Here is a 16,139-nt window from a genome sequence, read left to right on the forward strand (position 1 = left end):
GAACCGGGAGAACTCTTACGCATGACATTTCACACGACCCGTAGACGACTTCTTGGTGCTGCCAGTAGTCTGGCGCTCCTTGGCTCGTTGATGGCCGGTGCCTACACCTCGCAAGCCTCACCGCTCCCACCCGGTGGAGCACTGCCCTATAACAGCAGCCCCGGCGGCACTACGGCCGCGCAGGGCGGCGCTGCGGCGCACCAGCATTTGACCACCCACTTCTGGGACGCGCTGGAACTGGAACCGCAGGATGCCTGGACCAGCCTGCGCGGAGATTTTCAGTGGAACGATGTGGCCGTCAATGCGCGTGTGCAGGAGTGGATCGACTACTACCAGAAAAGTCCCCACAACGTTGCCGAGATCACCGAACGCGCCCGTCCGTGGCTAGCCTGGATCACCCAACAGGTGGAATCTCGCGGCCTCCCCGGCGAGATCGCCTTGATCCCGTTCGTGGAAAGCTCCTTTGATCCCAAGGCACGCAGCCACTTTGGCGCCGCTGGACTGTGGCAAATCATGCCGCGTACCGGCGACGCGCTGGGGCTGAAGCGCAACGGTGCCTGGGATGGCCGCAACGACGTCGTGGCATCGACTCGCGCCGCCTTGGACTACATCGAGATGCAGGCCGATCAGTGGTACGAAGGCGATCTGATGCTGTCTCTGGCTGCCTACAACGCTGGCGCTGGCACGGTCAACAATGCCCGCCGCGCCGCGCAGGCAAGAGGCCTGGCCGGAGACTACTGGGACCTCAATCTTCCCGCCGAAACGATGGCCTACGTTCCCAAGCTGATTGCGATTTCTCGTATCATCGATAACCCCGAGCGCTACGGCGTGACGTTACCTGACATCAGCGGCTCCGCGGCCTTCGCCAAGGTCTCGGTGACAGCTCCCATCTCGCTCAGCAAGGCCGCCGCCCTCGCCGGCGTGACCACAAGCGAGCTGGCCGAGCTGAACCCTGGGCTGAAGTCACGCAACGTCAATCCTCGCCACACCCGTCAAATTCTGGTCCCTGCCGAGAGCGCAGCGACCCTGCGCAGCGCCCTCACCAACATCAACGATGTTCAGGTGGCCAGCGCAGACTCGGCAGACACCCATGTGGTCGAGAGCGGCGAGACCCTCACGCGCATCGCCATGCTCTACTCTGTGTCACCTCGTGACCTTGCCCAATGGAATGGCATCGATAATCCGCAGGCTTTACAACCGGGCCAGCAACTGACACTTTCCGGAAGATAAAGCGGACGCCATTCTGGCGTCCCTCAGGACAAGGATTTCAGCGCGATGCGACAGGTGGCGATTGGCGTGAGCCTCGCGAGCGTGCTGCTGGCCGGACATTGTGCGGCCGCAGACGTATCAACCGTTCCCACGGTGCATGCCCTACCTCTGTTCGGTGAGCCGGCACTGCCGGCTGACTTTGACCACCTGCCCCATGCCAACCCCGATGCTCCCCATGGAGGCAGCCTGGTTCGTGCTGCTCAGGGCAGCTTCGACTCGACCAATCCCTTTATCGTGCGCGGCACTCCCGCCTCGGGGCTTACCCAGATATATGACACCCTGCTGGAGTCGAACCCTGGTGAACCTTTTACCATGTATGGGCTGCTGGCCGAAGGCATCAGGCTCGATCCGGATCGGCGCTGGGTCGAATTCGACTTGCGCCCGGAAGCGCGTTTTCATGACGGTGAACCGGTTGATGCCGACGATGTTGTCTTCAGTTTCCAGACGCTGACCACCCAGGGACAGCCGTTCTATCGCGCCTACTACAGCGACGTTACCAGCGTGACCGCGGTTGATCGCGATACTATCCGCTTTGAACTTGGAGACAGCGAGAGTCGAGAGCTGCCGCTGATCCTGGGGCAGATGCCGATCCTGCCTGAGCACTTCTGGCAAGACCGTGATTTCGAGGCCGTCACCCGCGACGCCTTACTGGGATCGGGGCCCTATCGTATCGCCGAGGTAGATCCTGGCCGCCGAATCGTCTATGAGCGGGTCGATGACTACTGGGGGTGGCAGGTTCCGGTCAACGTGGGCCGCCACAATATCCAGCGACTGGTGTTTGACTACTATCGCGACCAGACGGTGGCGCTGGAAGCCTTCAAGGCCGGTAACCTCGACTTTCGACTGGAGAACTCCGCCAGCAACTGGGCGACCGCCTACGAGTTTCCTGCGCTCAAGGAAGGGTTTGTCAAACAGCTGCAGGTGCACGATGGCCAGCCAGCGGGCATGCAGGCCTACGTGATGAATCTGCGCAAGGACAAGTTTCAGGACGTGCGCGTGCGCGAGGCCATCACCATGGGCTTCGACTTTCCATGGCTGAATCAGAATCTATTCTATGGGGCATACGAGCGCACCGACAGCTACTTCGAGAATTCCGAGATGGAAGCCAGTGGCCTGCCTTCCGCCCAGGAGCTTGCCTTGCTGGAGCCCTTTCGTGACCAGCTACCCGAGCGGGTCTTCACCCAGCCATTGCCCATGGAGCAACCCGAGGCCTTACGCCCACGTCTCGCTTATGCCCTTCAGCTGTTGACCGAAGCCGGCTTCGAAGCCCGAGATGGCACGATGGTCAATGCGCAGACCGGGGAACCGCTCAACATCGAAATCCTGCTCTACAGCACCCAGTTCGAGCGCATTGCTCAGCCGTTGCTGCGCAATCTTGCAAGGCTGGGCATCCAGGGCAACATTCGCACAGTGGATGTCAATCAGTACCTCAACCGCCTGCGCAACTTCGATTTCGACATGGTGGTGGGCAGCTATCCACAGTCCCTGAGTCCCGGCAACGAACAGCGCGAGTTCTGGGGAAGCGAGTACGCAGATCGCCCCCAGAGCCGCAACCTCATCGGATTGAAGGACCCGGTCATCGATGCCCTCGTGGATCGTCTTATCGCCGCGGAATCGCGCGAGGCACTGGATACGGCCGCGCATGCCCTCGACCGGGTGTTGCGCTGGGGGTTCTATGTGGTTCCGCAGTTTCATCTGGCCGCACACCGTATCGCGCTGTGGGACAAGTTCGCCTGGCAGGAGCCCTTTCCCGAGTACACGCTCGATCTCAGTGCCTGGTGGGTCGATGGCGAGCGCGAAGAGGCCGTCGAGGCGCGCCAACGCAGCCGCTGACGGGCTGGCGAGATACCGTCCGCTGGAAGCCCAGCATGAAGGCGGCATAAAGGGGGCGCCGACGTTGATTCGGGCGAGTTGCTGAGTGACGCTCAACGCATCACCGTGGCAGCATGACGAGAACCTGTTCTGCAAGGAAGTGCCGTGGGTGCCTACATACTGCGCCGACTGTTGTTGATGATTCCCACCCTGCTGGGGATCATGCTGCTCAATTTCATGATCGTTCAGGCCGCCCCCGGCGGACCCATCGATCAAATTCTGGCCCGTTTCGAGGGCTTCTCCAGCGAGGCCAGCACACGCCTGCAAGGCGGAGGTGGCGAGACACTGAGCAGCGGTGAGTCACGCGGTAGCCGCGGGGTGCCCGAGCAGTTCATTGCTCAACTCGAACAGCAGTTCGGCTTCGACAAGCCCGCCCATGAGCGCTTCTTCGACATGATGGTGGACTACGCCACCTTCGACTTCGGCGAGAGCTTCTTCCGCGGTGAAGCGGTCACCACACTGATGCTGGAGCGTCTGCCGGTGTCGATATCGCTCGGTCTGTGGACGACGCTGCTGGTCTATCTCATTTCCATCCCCCTGGGGGTGCGCAAGGCACTGAAACACGGCTCCGCCTTCGATGTCTGGACATCGGGGCTGGTCATCGTGGGATATGCCATTCCGGGGTTCCTGTTCGCCATCCTGTTGATCGTGCTGTTCGCGGGTGGCAGCTACTTCGATGTCTTCCCGCTGCGTGGGCTGACCTCACCGGATTTCGCGGAGCTGGGAACCTGGGGCAAAGTAAAGGACTATCTCTGGCACATTATCCTGCCGGTCAGCGCCTCGGCCATCGGCAGCTTTGCCACCCTGACCATGCTCACCAAGAACAGCTTTCTCGATGAGATTCATCGCCAGTACGTGCTGACGGCCAGAGCCAAGGGCGCCGGTGACCGCAGGGTGCTGTACGGTCACGTCTTTCGTAACGCCATGCTGATCATCATCGCCGGCATGCCTGCCGCCCTGATTGGCATCTTCTTCACCGGCTCGCTGCTGATCGAGGTGATCTTTTCCTTGAACGGCCTGGGGCTGCTCGGCTTCGAGGCCGTGATGCAACGTGACTACCCAGTCATCTTCGGCACCTTGTATCTGTATACCCTGATAGGCCTCCTGTTAAAGCTGGTGTCCGACCTGACCTATGTCTGGGTGGACCCTCGCATCGACTTCGACACTCGGGAGTCCTGACCGTGCCGACGCTATCCCCTATCACCCGACGCCGACTCAGCGTATTTCGTCACCAGCGCCGCGCCTGGTGGTCGCTGTGGGTCTTTGGACTACTGTTCGTCCTGAGCCTTGGCGCGGAGCTGGTAGCCAATGACAAGCCGTTGCTGGTGAAGTACCAGCAGGAATGGTATTTCCCGTTGGCCGTGGATTACCCCGACACTGCCTTTGGTGGCTTCCTGCCTACCCCCGCCGACTATCGCGATGCGTTTACCCGGGACGCCATCGAGGCAGACGGCTGGATCCTGTGGGCCCCCATCCCCTACTCCTATGACACCCTGGATATGGCGCTGACCCACCCTGCCCCCTCGCCGCCCGATGCCCGCCACTGGCTAGGCACCGATGACCAGGGGCGGGACGTGCTGGCTCGCGTCATCTATGGCTTCCGCCTGTCGGTCATCTTTGCCCTGGTGCTGACCCTGGGCTCCCTGGTGCTGGGGGTGCTGGCAGGCGGAGTGCAGGGCTACTTTGGAGGCAAGGTCGACCTGGTAGGCCAGCGCTTGACCGAAATCTGGTCCGGGCTGCCCGTACTGTTCCTGTTGATCATCCTGGCGAGCCTGGTCGAACCGAACCTGTGGTGGCTGCTGGGGATCATGCTGCTGTTCTCGTGGCTCGGCCTGGTGGATATCGTGCGAGCGGAATTCCTGCGTGCGCGCAATCTCGAATATGTCCGGGCGGCAAAGGCCATGGGGCTACCGTCGCATCTGATCATGTGGCGACATGTCCTGCCCAATGCCATGGTCGCCACCCTGACCTTCATCCCGTTCCTGTTCACCGGTGCCATCACCACCCTGACAGCACTGGATTTCCTGGGCTTTGGCTTACCACCGGGCTCCCCTTCCCTGGGCGAGCTGGTCGCCCAAGGTAAGAACAATCTCCAGGCTCCCTGGCTTGGCATTACCGCCTTTCTGACGCTCGCCATCATGCTGTCATTGCTGGTGTTTATCGGTGAGGGCATCCGTGATGCCTTCGATCCCCGCCACGTGCCCTCCTCGACAAGCAGCGGAACAGCCCAAGGAAGCGAGACATGAGCAGCGATACGCTACTGACCCTCGATCGCCTCAGCATCGACTTCGACGGACATAATGTCGTCAATGAGCTGTCCCTGGAGGTCAGGCGCGGGGAAACCCTGGCGCTGGTCGGGGAGTCTGGCTCGGGCAAGTCGGTCAGCGCACTCGGCGCCTTCAATCTGCTCTCCGACAATGCCAGCGTCTCTGGGGGCCGCTTCCTCGAGCAGACCGATCTCAGCAGGCTGACACGGGCGCAATGGCAAGGCCTGCTAGGCAACAGAGTCGGCTTCGTCTTTCAGGAGCCGATGACGTCACTCAATCCGCTGCACACGATTGGTCGCCAGCTGGCCGAAACCTTGAGATTGCACCAGGGCATCAAGGGACGTGCGGCACGTGCTCGCTGTCATCAACTACTCGAACAGGTACAGCTGCCCCGTGCGGAAGAGCTACTCGACGCCTGGCCCCATCAACTCTCCGGGGGGCAGCGCCAACGGGTGATGATCGCCATGGCCATCGCCAACGAGCCACAGCTGTTGATTGCCGATGAGCCTACCACGGCGCTGGATGTCACCGTGCAGCAGGATGTCCTTACACTGTTGGCTGAGCTTCGCGATCGCCATGGCATGGGCATGCTGTTCATTACCCATGACTTGAATCTGGTGAAACGCCACGCCGATCGCGTCTGTGTCATGCACCGAGGGGTGGCCCAGGAAACCGGCGATGTCGACGAGGTCTTCAGCGCTCCCCGTAGCCAACATGCAAGAGAACTGCTGGAGGCAGAGCCCGAGGGACAGCCTGCCCCCACCGCAGCAGATGCCAGCCTGCTGATGCGTGCAGAAGGGCTCAGCGTTACCTTCGAGCGCCCGCGGCGGCTGCTGCAACGGGCGCGGCCAGGATTTCAGGCGGTAGCGCCGCTGGACCTCGAAATTGCCGAGGGTGAAACCCTGGGCATCGTTGGCGAGTCGGGTTCGGGCAAGACCACTCTGGCGAGCGCCCTGCTAAGGCTTACCCGCAGCAGCGGGTCCATCCAGTTCGGTGACCAGCGGCTTGATCAGCTGAGCGGCAACGCCCTGCGCAAGCAGCGTCGCCAGCTGCAGATGGTGTTTCAGGACCCCTATGGTTCCCTGTCACCCCGCATGCCGGTGGCCGACATCGTCAGTGAGGGGCTGCGCTACCATCACCCCGAGCTTTCCCCGACAGAAGTTGCCGAGCGGGTTCGCCGAACGCTACGGGAGGTCGAACTGCCGCAAGACGTAGCGCGACGTTACCCCCATGAATTCTCGGGGGGCCAGCGCCAGCGTATTGCCGTGGCCAGAGCCATCATCCTGGAGCCTCGTTTGATCGTGCTGGATGAACCCACGTCGGCGCTGGACCGAACCGTTCAGAAGCAGCTGATTGATCTGCTGCGACAACTTCAGGAGCGACATGGCTTGAGCTACCTGTTCATCAGTCATGACCTGGCAGTAGTGCGAGCCATGGCGCATCGCGTCATGGTACTCAAGGAGGGAAAGGTGGTCGAAGAAGGCCCTTGTGCCGACATTCTCTCCCGCCCGAGCAGTGCCTATACTCGTGCCCTGGTGGACGCCGCCGGACTCTCAACGGGTGACGACCCTAAGTAACGACCCTAAGTAACGAGCGTCAGGAACGGACGGTAACGAGCGTCAGCTACGAGCGTCAGTAACGAGCGACAGTGACGGCCGGCACTCGCTTGCCATGATGTCGCCGTACCACCCCACGGGTGCCGTTCAACGGTGATAACGGAGTGCCCTGCTCCATCCTGGGATAGACCGCAGCATCATCGCTTGCTGTAACGGTCGACTTGCTGACGTTCGAAGGCAAAAAAGTTCCGTGAACCCTTTCAACACTAAACAAGATAACGGTATAAAATTTCAGAAGCGTAAAAAAGCGTTAATGGGAATGTCAGCCTCATCAAGTGAACGAGAGGATACCTCGTTCTATACTGGCCGGATCAGCCGTTACAGGTCCTGCCATGCGCCGCCTTTGTCTTGTTCTCCTCTTCGCCGTCGGGTGGCTCGCCAGTGGGCAGGCACTCAGCGACGCGTTGGCGCTCAATAGCCAATGGGAATACCGTTGGGGCGACTCTCCTCGAGACAGCAGCGGACGCCTCGTCTGGCTAGACGAAGCTGACACCTCCTGGCAACCGCTGGTGGGTGTCGGCAATCCGCCGGGGCGCGGCCACAACAACAGCCTCTGGATTCGCCATCAGTTACCTGACGGGGCCTGGCATCAGCCGGTCCTGTTCATCTCCAGCTTGAACCTGGTAGGGGAAGCCTACGTCGATGGCTTGCAGATCTATCGCCATGGCTCACTGGAGGGCGGAGCCGCCGGGGAATTCGCCGGCTGGACCTGGCACGTCATCGACCTGCCGACTCCAGTCGCTGACAAGATGCTGTATCTCAGAATCAAGTCGACCTACAAGGATATCGGCTTGTGGGGCAAGGTGGTGTTGATGGAGAGGGCCGATGTTCTCCCTACCATCCTGTCGGAGACACGTGGGGAGATCATCATCGCCCTCAGCTGTCTGATCCTTGCTTTGCTCGCGCTGATCCTGATCCTGACGCAACCTGAGCGCTGGCGCCTCGGCAGTATCGGGCTATTCTCGCTGGCGGCGGGCTCCATGGTGCTGGCGGAAAGTGATGCCAGCCAGCTACTGCTATTTGCGCCGCTGGCGTGGGATTATGTGGCCGCCTTGGCCTACTTCTCGTTGCCAATCGCCATGGCGCTGATCCTGGAGCACTGGTTCCCGCAGATCCCGCGCAGGGGCCTTCGCCGACTGTGGCTGTGTCTCGTCGGCTATGCAGCCGGAGCACCCGCACTGGCCATGCTGGACATCGTCACCCTGCCCACCACGTTTCCGGTCTTCGATATCCTCCTGCTGGCCGCCCTCGCCTACATGTCACGCTGGCTGTTCAGGTACCGCAGGACCTTCGATGGCAACCAGCGCCTGATCGTCGCCAGCTATGCCATCTTCAGCATGGTCACCGTTATCGATATGGTCGTGGCCCACGGTTTTGTCTCCTGGGTGAGCGTTCCTGTGCACCTTGGTGCACTGGCCTTCATTTTCGCCATGGTGGTCATCGCGGCACGCCACTACGCACGCTCGCAGCGCAAGCTGGAGCACCTCAACAACCAGCTGGAGCAAGAGGTCACGGCACGCACCCAGCAGCTCGAGACCTACGCCGAGCGTGAGCGTCAGCGAGCCAGGTTGCTCGCCAACGAGCACAGCAAGACGCATCGTCTTGCCAACTTGATCGACTCGCTGCAAGCCTGCACGTCCCTTGAGCAGGCGCTCGACCTTACCCAACGGGCCATGCCGGACATCCTTGCCCCCATGAGCGGGGCTTTCTATCGGCCCCAGGACGAACCCGACACCATGCACCTCGAGCTATTCTGGCCCACCAGCCACTGTCCTCCGGCGTGTCTGGATGGCTCGACTATTCCACCGCTGGAGGCACGTGGGGACGACGATCTGCCGGACTTCGAGGACCTGCTTCAGCAAATGCGCAGCGAACGCACCGTGCCGGTGAACGGGACCTCCGTTGATGAGCTGCCACGCTGGACCTTTCCCCTGGATGTCACCGGTCCGGGACGACAGCCCCGTCGCCTCGGCGTGATCTGTGTGATACCCCAGGGCCCTCTCGTGCGTCGACCACAATACTGGGATCGCACCTATCACTTTATCGAGCTTGGGGTGAGCCGACTGGCGCTGGTGCTGTCGAGTATCGCCTTGCAGGAGGAGCTGTCGGCCCTCTCCTACCGGGATGACCTGACCGGGCTCAATAACCGGCGCTACTTCGAGGAGCTATTCGCCCACGAGAGCGCCATATCACTACGTAAGCAAAGTCCGCTGGCGGTGGTTATCCTGGATATCGACCACTTCAAGAAGTTTAACGACCAGCATGGCCATGCCGCGGGCGATAGCGTGCTGGAAGGAGTCGGAAGGATGCTCGCCAACAGCTTCCGTGACATTGACGTGGTGTGCCGCTTTGGCGGGGAAGAATTCGTGGTACTGCTGCCCGGGGCGGCCGCGGAAGATGCTCAACACCGCATGCGCCGAATGTGTGAGGCACTGGCCAGCGCCAGCTTCCGTCATGAAGGAAACAGCCTGGGCACGGTGTCCGTCTCCTGTGGCATTGCCAGCTTTCCAGCCACCACCCAGGATCCCCATGAGCTACTGGAGCTTGCCGACAAGGCGCTGTACCAGGCGAAGAACGCGGGGCGAGCCAGAATCACTCTGGCCACCCCTCAGTAAGAGCGCTCCCAGCTAACAGCCCTTAGAACAGGGCTCGTTCCGCGTCAGTCAACTCACGCCATTCACCCGGAGCGAGCTCAGGATCCAGCGTCAGTGCTCCAATAGCGTGACGATGTAACGCTTCGACGTGGTTGCCGATCGCGGCGAACATACGGCGGACCTGGTGGTAGCGTCCTTCGACAATGGTCAGTTCGACCTGGCGCGGGCCATGACATACCAGAGTGGCAGGACGCGTGGGAAGCTCCTCCCCATCCAGCAGCACCCCTTCGGCAAACCGCTCGATCGCTTGCTCGGGATCTTCCAGGTCTCGTGCCAAGGTCACCTGGTAGCGCTTGCCACTACGGTGACGCGGGGAGGTGATGCGGTGGGACCATTGGCCGTCATCGCTCAATAACAATAGCCCGGTGGTGTCGACATCCAGTCGCCCCACCGGCTGGAGCCGTTCTGCCTTGGGTAGATCAATGGCGTCCACCGCTCGCGGGTACAGGCCTCTCCTGGCCGTACACTCTACGCCAACAGGCTTGTGCATCATGATGTAGCGCAACCCCACTAGCGCCAGCGGCTGGCCTTGCCAACTGACGCTGTCATCCTGCGCTAACTGGCGCGCGGCCTTCTTCTCTACTTCCCCGTTCACCGTGACCTCCTCGCGCATCAGCGCACGCTTGGCAAGGCTGCGAGTGAGATCGGTGGTTTCGCTGAGAAAACGGTCAAGGCGCATCAGTAGGTCTCATGGTCAAGGGTAAAATCGTCGGCATCTTGCCATGCCGGGAACTTCTCGCGAAAGGCCGACAGCGCTTCCCTGTCGAGCACACCGGTCCGGACGAAGGCTCGATCACGGGGCTCATCGATCAGCGCATCTCCCTTGGCATCGATCAGCATCGAATCTCCGGCATAGCTTAACCCCTTGGCGTCCTCACCCACACGATTGACCCCGATCACCGCAGCCAGGTTTTCCACCGCCCGCGCCTGCAGCAGTACGCGCCATGGGTGACGCCGCGGTGCTGGCCAGTTGGCCACACACAGCAGGGCATCATATTCGAAAGGTGCACCTTGGGTTGCCTGCTGCCGCAACCAGACCGGGAAGCGCAGGTCGTAGCAGACGCTCAGCAAGATACGAAATCCGTTGAGCTCAACGATGACCCGCTCACGGCCCATGTCATAGCGCTCATGTTCGCCCGCCATACGGAACAGATGCCGCTTGTCATACCAGTGCAGGCCACCATCGGGTTGCGCCCATATCAGACGGTTGAGATAGCGCCCTTCATCCACTATTGCGACGCTGCCGGTCATCACACAGTCACGCTGCTTGGCCTGTTCACGCAGCCACTGGACCACCTCGCTGGTTGCCATGGGCTGTGCCATGTCGCGGGAATTCATGGTAAACCCGGTGGCGAACATCTCGGGAAGCACAATCATGTCGGTTTCCCGGCCACCCAGATCGGCCAAGGTGTCTTCGAGCATCCGGCAATTGCTGGAGGGGTCTTCCCAGCGCAGGTCGCACTGAACCAGAGTGGTACGCAGCTGTGACATGGTGATCTCGTCAGTGAAGTTCGTCTGCCTAGACTAAACGACATCGCCGCCGAGACCAAAGCCACCATGCCGCCGACAAGAGTGTGCTAATGTGGCTGGCCGATGCACGCCCTGCATCGATCCCTATCCTGTGTTATGGACGCTCTTTCGATGAAAGGACTCTCCCCCGCTACCGGATCACTCCAGGGTGTCGGTTTTGCGCTTCTCGCCTACGGCATGTGGGGCACCTTCCCCCTGTTCTTCGCCTTGTTCGATGGGGTCAGCGCGCTGGAGATCCTGGCCCATCGCGTGATCTGGTCGTGCCTGTTCCTGGCCCTGGTCATTACCCTGCTAAAGCGCTGGGGGGCCATCGCCCGACTGCGCCACGCGCCGCGCCAGTGGCTGCCAGCGATGGCCTGCGCGCTGTTGATCGGGCTTAACTGGGGGCTTTACATCTACTCGGTCGAGACACATCGGGTCCTCCAGGCCAGCCTGGGCTATTTCATGACGCCGCTGGTCAATGTGATGCTCGGGGTACTGGTCCTGAAAGAGCGGATCACGCTGGTCCAGGGCGTCGCCATCGCCCTGGCCGTGGCCGCCATCTCACTTCAGCTGTTCCAGTTGGGGTCGTTGCCCTGGCTGAGCCTGAGTCTTGCCGCCTCGTTTGGCACCTATGGCTTGCTGCGCAAGCAGCTGGCCTTTGATGGCCTGTCGGGGCTGTTTCTCGAGACCCTGCTGCTGCTGCCGTTGGCGCTACTGCTGCTGCCGCTGCAGCCAAGCCACTTCATCTCTGAGCTCATTGCGGCTCCCCCCTACACGACTGCCTTGCTGGTCGCCTCCGGTGTGTTGACCGCCCTACCCTTGCTGGCGTTTGCCGGGGCGGCGAGACGGCTGACCCTGAGCACCCTGGGCTTCTTGATGTACCTGAACCCAACGCTTCAGTTCCTGATTGCGCTATGGGTGTTCCATGAACCCATCGTGCCGGCGCAGCTGACGACTTTCGCGTTAATCTGGATCGCACTATTGCTCTACTCGTGCTCAAGCCTGTTTCAGCCCCGTCGATCCACCAGGTAGGCTAGCCTGTTGACCGACGAGGGACGCTGCAGGCAGGTGCCGTACACGTCTGCCACTTCCCCCAATTCCATTGGCGGAGCAAAGAAGTATCCCTGACCTTCCTGGACGCCTAGCATCACCAGCCAACTGGCATCTTCAATGGTCTCGACACCCTCGGCCACCACGCACAATTCCATGCGGTGACAAAGCCCGACCAGGGCCGCATAGGCCTGACGGGCTTGATCGAAGCGACGTGCGGCATGCAGCAAGGAGTAGTCCAGCTTGATCGACGTCAACGGCAGTCGCTGCAACAAGTTGAACGCGGTGTAGCCTGAGCCGAAGTCGTCCAAGGCGATGCCAATGCCACGCTCCCGTAGCGCCAGCATCTGACGCTGCACCTGCTCGACATCGTCGACATTTTCATGTTCCACCAACTCAAGCTCCAGACATTCGGGTGCAATCCCGCGTAGCGCCAGCTGCTGTGACACGTAGTCAGGGAAGTCTTCAGCCAGCAGGCTGCTGAGATGCACGTTGACGGAGACACAGTGCAACCACTCCGTCGGGGCCACCAATGAAGCGAGCCAGTCCAGCGCTTGCTTGATCACCCAGCGGTCGAATCGCTCGGCCAAGCCCAGCATCAAAATGACCGGCAAGAAGTCCGCTGGTGGTATGTCTCCGGCCTCGGGGTGTCGCCACCGAATCAGCATCTCGACCCCCACCAGGGAGCGGTTGGGCGGGGCCAGTTTGGGTTGAGCCACCAGCCGCCACTGGGTGTCGGGTTCTTCGATCAAGACACCGACCTGGCGGCACAGCCAGCGTAGATGGGTTTCCTGGTAGGGACCAGCGGCCACCACCCGCAGTATCGGGCGCACCCAGCCTTCTCCCTCCAACCGCTGCATGCCCTCATCGAGGGCGCTCAGGCAGGCGTTCAGGTTACTGGTATGCGCAGGCACCAGGGTCACACAGGCATACCAATGCAACACCTTTTCATTCGCCGCCTGCTGTCGCTTGCACACCAGCGCCAGATAGCTATCGAGCTGTGACTCAACGTCCGGACCGTGAACGTGTGCAGGTATGGCACCGATGATGCGCTCATCCTTTCCGATATACAGGCGCCAGCCCTTGGGCAGGTGCGCAGAAAGAGCATCCAGACTGGAACGTAACAGTGCCTCGAGACACATGTTGCCCAGGCGCCGCCGATAGCGGATCACTTCTGGCGCAGCGAGCAGGAATAGCCATTCGATCTCTGCACAGCGAGGGCCTTGATAGTCTGATTCGAGGGCCATCCGCGTGGGCAGCTGGAAACGATCATCCACCATCAGGCGGCGACGTCGCCTGAGCGATGAAAAGCGAGACAGCAGCAGCATGACCGCCACCAGCAGGCCGGTCAGGGTGACCGCCACCATTCCCACGACCGCCTGCTGATAGCCGCGGGTCAGCTGTTCCAGACGCCCCCTGACACCGACCCATTGAAAGGCGACATGTTCCTTACCATCGAACAGCTGATACCAGCGTGCATGGATAAGATAGCGCTGTGCCATGATCGAGGAGCTGGCGGGCACCAGCTCAAACGCTGGCGTCAGCGCGACTTCCACCGCCGCGTGGGCCAGGAACTCGATATCAAGGATGGCGCCACCGGCGCACCCCACCGCCATCTGAAAGGCAAAATGGCAGAACACGGGTACCTTCTGTCGGGCCAGCGCCTCAAGCCGCTCCGCCGTGCTGCCCGGCCCTTCGTTCCAACCGGAGTCACGCCCGCCCTGCATGTAAAGCCGTGTCCCGGGCGGACTGCGCGCAAGTCGGTCGAGGACGAGCTCGGGCGTCCAGCCGTGGATGACATCCACCAGCTGGACATCGCGCACACTGCCGACCACCTCGGTCATGTCATCAATGACGTTGTAGGCGTGCTCCGTATTTTCGCCCAGCAAGATCAGGTGCAATGGCGCGCCAAAGGTATCCACCAACATGTTCAGGGACTGGGCCATGACGGGATAGGACTTCAAGGACTTGACGCCTGCAGCTTCTGCTTCGACCCTGAGCAGGTCATCGTTCAAACCCAATGCCACCACCTTTTCGGGCCATGGTAGAGCGTCTCTATAGCGAAGATAGAAGGCCATGGCCGGGTCGTCGGTGAGAATCAGACTCCCCCTGGGATCCAGGCTGGCCTGCTGCAGTCTCGCCAACAGCGCTTCATCGGCCAGGTGCCCGGGCAGACGCAGCGCATCAAGATACTCCACCTGGAACCGGCCGGCCGTCGCCGTCTCGTGAGCAAAGCGTGCTTCCACGCTGGCCACGATATCGTCGTTCCAGCGATACCCCTGATGATAGGACGTCAACAGCAGCAGCGAGGCGTCACCCGCGGCCTCATTGGCGCGTGACGGGGCAGGACCTACCGCCAGCAGCAACCCGGCCGCCCACAGGACGACCAGCAGCATGATCCGACGTCGCCCTGGCCGTGGCATTGCTGAGGTGACTGACATGGAGACAAACTCCGTTAGTCCACTGCAAGCAGCAAAGCGGCCTGCTTAGAGCCGGTCCATCGACAGGATCAGCGAGAGAGGGGCTAGCCACACAAGACCTATCCACACAAGACGGCTCGTGGTGCCCTGTCATGAGCTTAGGGCCCACGACCACCAATCTCGCACTCTCATCCGAGGTAACGCTGATCATCAAAGGGGATAGCCGTCAGCCGAAAGGCCAATGGTGACGCCGTCATTCGCATCAGACTTTGACGTCGTACCCACAACTGCGCACCATCTGAGCTCACCCAGGAGTCTTGCCTACCATGCCCCTACCCCACTTACTGCTGGTCGGTGCCGGCCACGCGCACCTTTACCTGCTGAGACAGAACGCGCTGCTGAAGCGTTTTCAAATCACCTTGGTGGACCCGGGTGGGTTTTGGTATTCAGGTCTCGCCAGTGGGGTGCTGGCCGGCGACCACAGGCCTTCGGAAGACCGTATCGACCCCGCGCTGCTTTGCCGCCAGAACGGCGTGGACATCATACGTGCCAGGCTCGTGGCGCTTGACCATGAGCAACAGCGAGGAATGCTGAGCAATGGCTCCTGGCTATCCTTTGACTACCTCAGCCTTAACCTGGGCTCGGCCCCTCTCGCTCCTCTGCCAGTGCATTCGACGACGAAAGGTTCACCTCACTATTGGCCAGTCAAGCCGATACCGCGGCTGTTGCAGTGTCGGCGCAGCCTGGAGCGACGCTTTCATCATCTGCCTCTGAGCCTTCACGTGCTCGGCGCTGGCGCCAGCGGCATTGAAGTCGCCTGCGCGACCAGGGCGCTAGCCCGCCGGCACGGGGTAGCCGACATGGCGCTGCCCATTCACCTGCACCATCGCGGTAACGGCCCCCTGGCACAGGCGTCCGCGGGCGCACAGCGCTATGTCCGTGACTGTCTCGATCGGCGCGCCATCACGCTACGGGTCCATCCCCGTGCAGAGACGACCTCACTGCCCCCGCTGGTCGATGACGAGGCCAGCGATATCATCGATGCCAGGGGCCTCGCTCCGCCCCAGAACCTGGCCCATCTGGGCCTCCCCACTCTAGCGGGACGCGGCATCGCGGTAGCGGCTGACCTGAGGATCGACGGCAGCACCACCCAGTTCGCCGCGGGCGACTGCGCCGCCATCATCGACCAGCCGCTGCCACGTCTTGGGGTGCACGGCGTGCGACAAGGACCCATTCTTGCGCACAACCTGCTGGCCAGCCTCGCCGAGGAGCCACTCAAGCGTTACCATCCCCCAAAGCGGGCACTATCGATCATCAACCTGTGCCATGGCGAGGCCTTGGCTCTCTACGGGTCATACTGGTGGGGCGGACGACTCGCCAGTCGCTGGAAGCGGCATCTGGACATGGGGTTCATGCGGCGGACCAGGGTTCCGGCGTAACCTACATCCATGGACGATGAGGGCCGATCAGACAAGTCGC

11 protein-coding genes are annotated in these 16,139 nt (G+C 61.5%); 8 read left to right on the top strand and 3 right to left on the bottom strand.

Going from position 1 to position 16,139, the window contains the following annotated elements; genetic code table 11:
• Positions 1–21: 21 nt before the first annotated feature.
• From KUV86_RS00940 to KUV86_RS00965, 6 genes are all read left to right on the top strand, one after another.
• Complete coding sequence (locus KUV86_RS00940; protein WP_222483290.1) at positions 22–1,230, top strand: transglycosylase SLT domain-containing protein; 1,209 nt, start codon at positions 22–24, stop codon at positions 1,228–1,230.
• A 45-nt stretch (positions 1,231–1,275) separates the two neighbouring features.
• Complete coding sequence (locus tag KUV86_RS00945; protein WP_222483291.1) at positions 1,276–3,102, top strand: extracellular solute-binding protein; 1,827 nt, start codon at positions 1,276–1,278, stop codon at positions 3,100–3,102.
• Between the two features lie 144 nt (positions 3,103–3,246).
• Entirely contained in the window at positions 3,247–4,320 is a 1,074-nt protein-coding gene (locus KUV86_RS00950) for a microcin C ABC transporter permease YejB (RefSeq protein WP_222483292.1), read from the top strand.
• 2 nt (positions 4,321–4,322) lie between these two features.
• Positions 4,323–5,387, top strand: coding sequence for an ABC transporter permease (locus KUV86_RS00955; RefSeq protein ID WP_409995523.1), 1,065 nt, complete (start codon positions 4,323–4,325; stop codon positions 5,385–5,387).
• Positions 5,384–6,985 carry an ABC transporter ATP-binding protein gene (locus KUV86_RS00960; protein ID WP_222483293.1) on the top strand — a complete coding sequence of 534 codons (1,602 nt, stop codon included), beginning with the start codon at positions 5,384–5,386 and terminating at the stop codon, positions 6,983–6,985. Before KUV86_RS00955 ends, KUV86_RS00960 begins: the two co-directional genes overlap by 4 nt.
• 371 nt (positions 6,986–7,356) lie before the next feature.
• A complete protein-coding gene (locus tag KUV86_RS00965; protein WP_222483294.1) occupies positions 7,357–9,639 on the top strand; it encodes a GGDEF domain-containing protein in 2,283 nt (760 codons plus the stop codon).
• Positions 9,640–9,661: 22 nt separating this feature from the next.
• Here KUV86_RS00965 and KUV86_RS00970 read toward each other — a convergent pair whose 3' ends face one another.
• Complete coding sequence (locus tag KUV86_RS00970; RefSeq protein WP_222483295.1) at positions 9,662–10,357, bottom strand: pseudouridine synthase; 696 nt, start codon at positions 10,355–10,357, stop codon at positions 9,662–9,664.
• On the bottom strand, positions 10,357–11,169 hold the full coding sequence (locus tag KUV86_RS00975; RefSeq protein ID WP_206938995.1) for an amidohydrolase: 813 nt from the start codon (positions 11,167–11,169) through the stop codon (positions 10,357–10,359). Before KUV86_RS00975 ends, KUV86_RS00970 begins: the two co-directional genes overlap by 1 nt.
• 150 nt (positions 11,170–11,319) lie before the next feature.
• Here KUV86_RS00975 and rarD point away from each other — a divergent pair, with 150 nt between their 5' ends.
• Entirely contained in the window at positions 11,320–12,222 is a 903-nt protein-coding gene (gene rarD / locus KUV86_RS00980; protein WP_222483296.1) for an EamA family transporter RarD, read from the top strand.
• Here rarD and KUV86_RS00985 read toward each other — a convergent pair.
• On the bottom strand, positions 12,198–14,681 hold the full coding sequence (locus KUV86_RS00985; RefSeq protein ID WP_222483297.1) for an EAL domain-containing protein: 2,484 nt from the start codon (positions 14,679–14,681) through the stop codon (positions 12,198–12,200). The genes rarD and KUV86_RS00985 overlap by 25 nt on opposite strands.
• 305 nt (positions 14,682–14,986) lie before the next feature.
• Here KUV86_RS00985 and KUV86_RS00990 point away from each other — a divergent pair, with 305 nt between their 5' ends.
• A complete protein-coding gene (locus KUV86_RS00990) occupies positions 14,987–16,099 on the top strand; it encodes an NAD(P)/FAD-dependent oxidoreductase (protein ID WP_222483298.1) in 1,113 nt (370 codons plus the stop codon).
• The last annotated feature ends 40 nt before the right edge of the window (positions 16,100–16,139 follow it).

This window comes from Halomonas sp. DP8Y7-3, assembly GCF_019801675.1.
Lineage (GTDB): Bacteria > Pseudomonadota > Gammaproteobacteria > Pseudomonadales > Halomonadaceae > Halomonas > Halomonas litopenaei_A.

Coding starts and splice junctions, on each gene's coding strand:
- KUV86_RS00940 (WP_222483290.1), top strand. CDS start 22: ATGACATTTCACACGACCCGTAGACGACTTCTTGGTGCTGCCAGTAGT.
- KUV86_RS00945 (WP_222483291.1), top strand. CDS start 1,276: ATGCGACAGGTGGCGATTGGCGTGAGCCTCGCGAGCGTGCTGCTGGCC.
- KUV86_RS00960 (WP_222483293.1), top strand. CDS start 5,384: ATGAGCAGCGATACGCTACTGACCCTCGATCGCCTCAGCATCGACTTC.
- KUV86_RS00965 (WP_222483294.1), top strand. CDS start 7,357: ATGCGCCGCCTTTGTCTTGTTCTCCTCTTCGCCGTCGGGTGGCTCGCC.
- KUV86_RS00970 (WP_222483295.1), bottom strand. CDS start 10,357: ATGCGCCTTGACCGTTTTCTCAGCGAAACCACCGATCTCACTCGCAGC.
- KUV86_RS00975 (WP_206938995.1), bottom strand. CDS start 11,169: ATGTCACAGCTGCGTACCACTCTGGTTCAGTGCGACCTGCGCTGGGAA.
- rarD (WP_222483296.1), top strand. CDS start 11,320: ATGAAAGGACTCTCCCCCGCTACCGGATCACTCCAGGGTGTCGGTTTT.
- KUV86_RS00985 (WP_222483297.1), bottom strand. CDS start 14,681: ATGTCAGTCACCTCAGCAATGCCACGGCCAGGGCGACGTCGGATCATG.
- KUV86_RS00990 (WP_222483298.1), top strand. CDS start 14,987: ATGCCCCTACCCCACTTACTGCTGGTCGGTGCCGGCCACGCGCACCTT.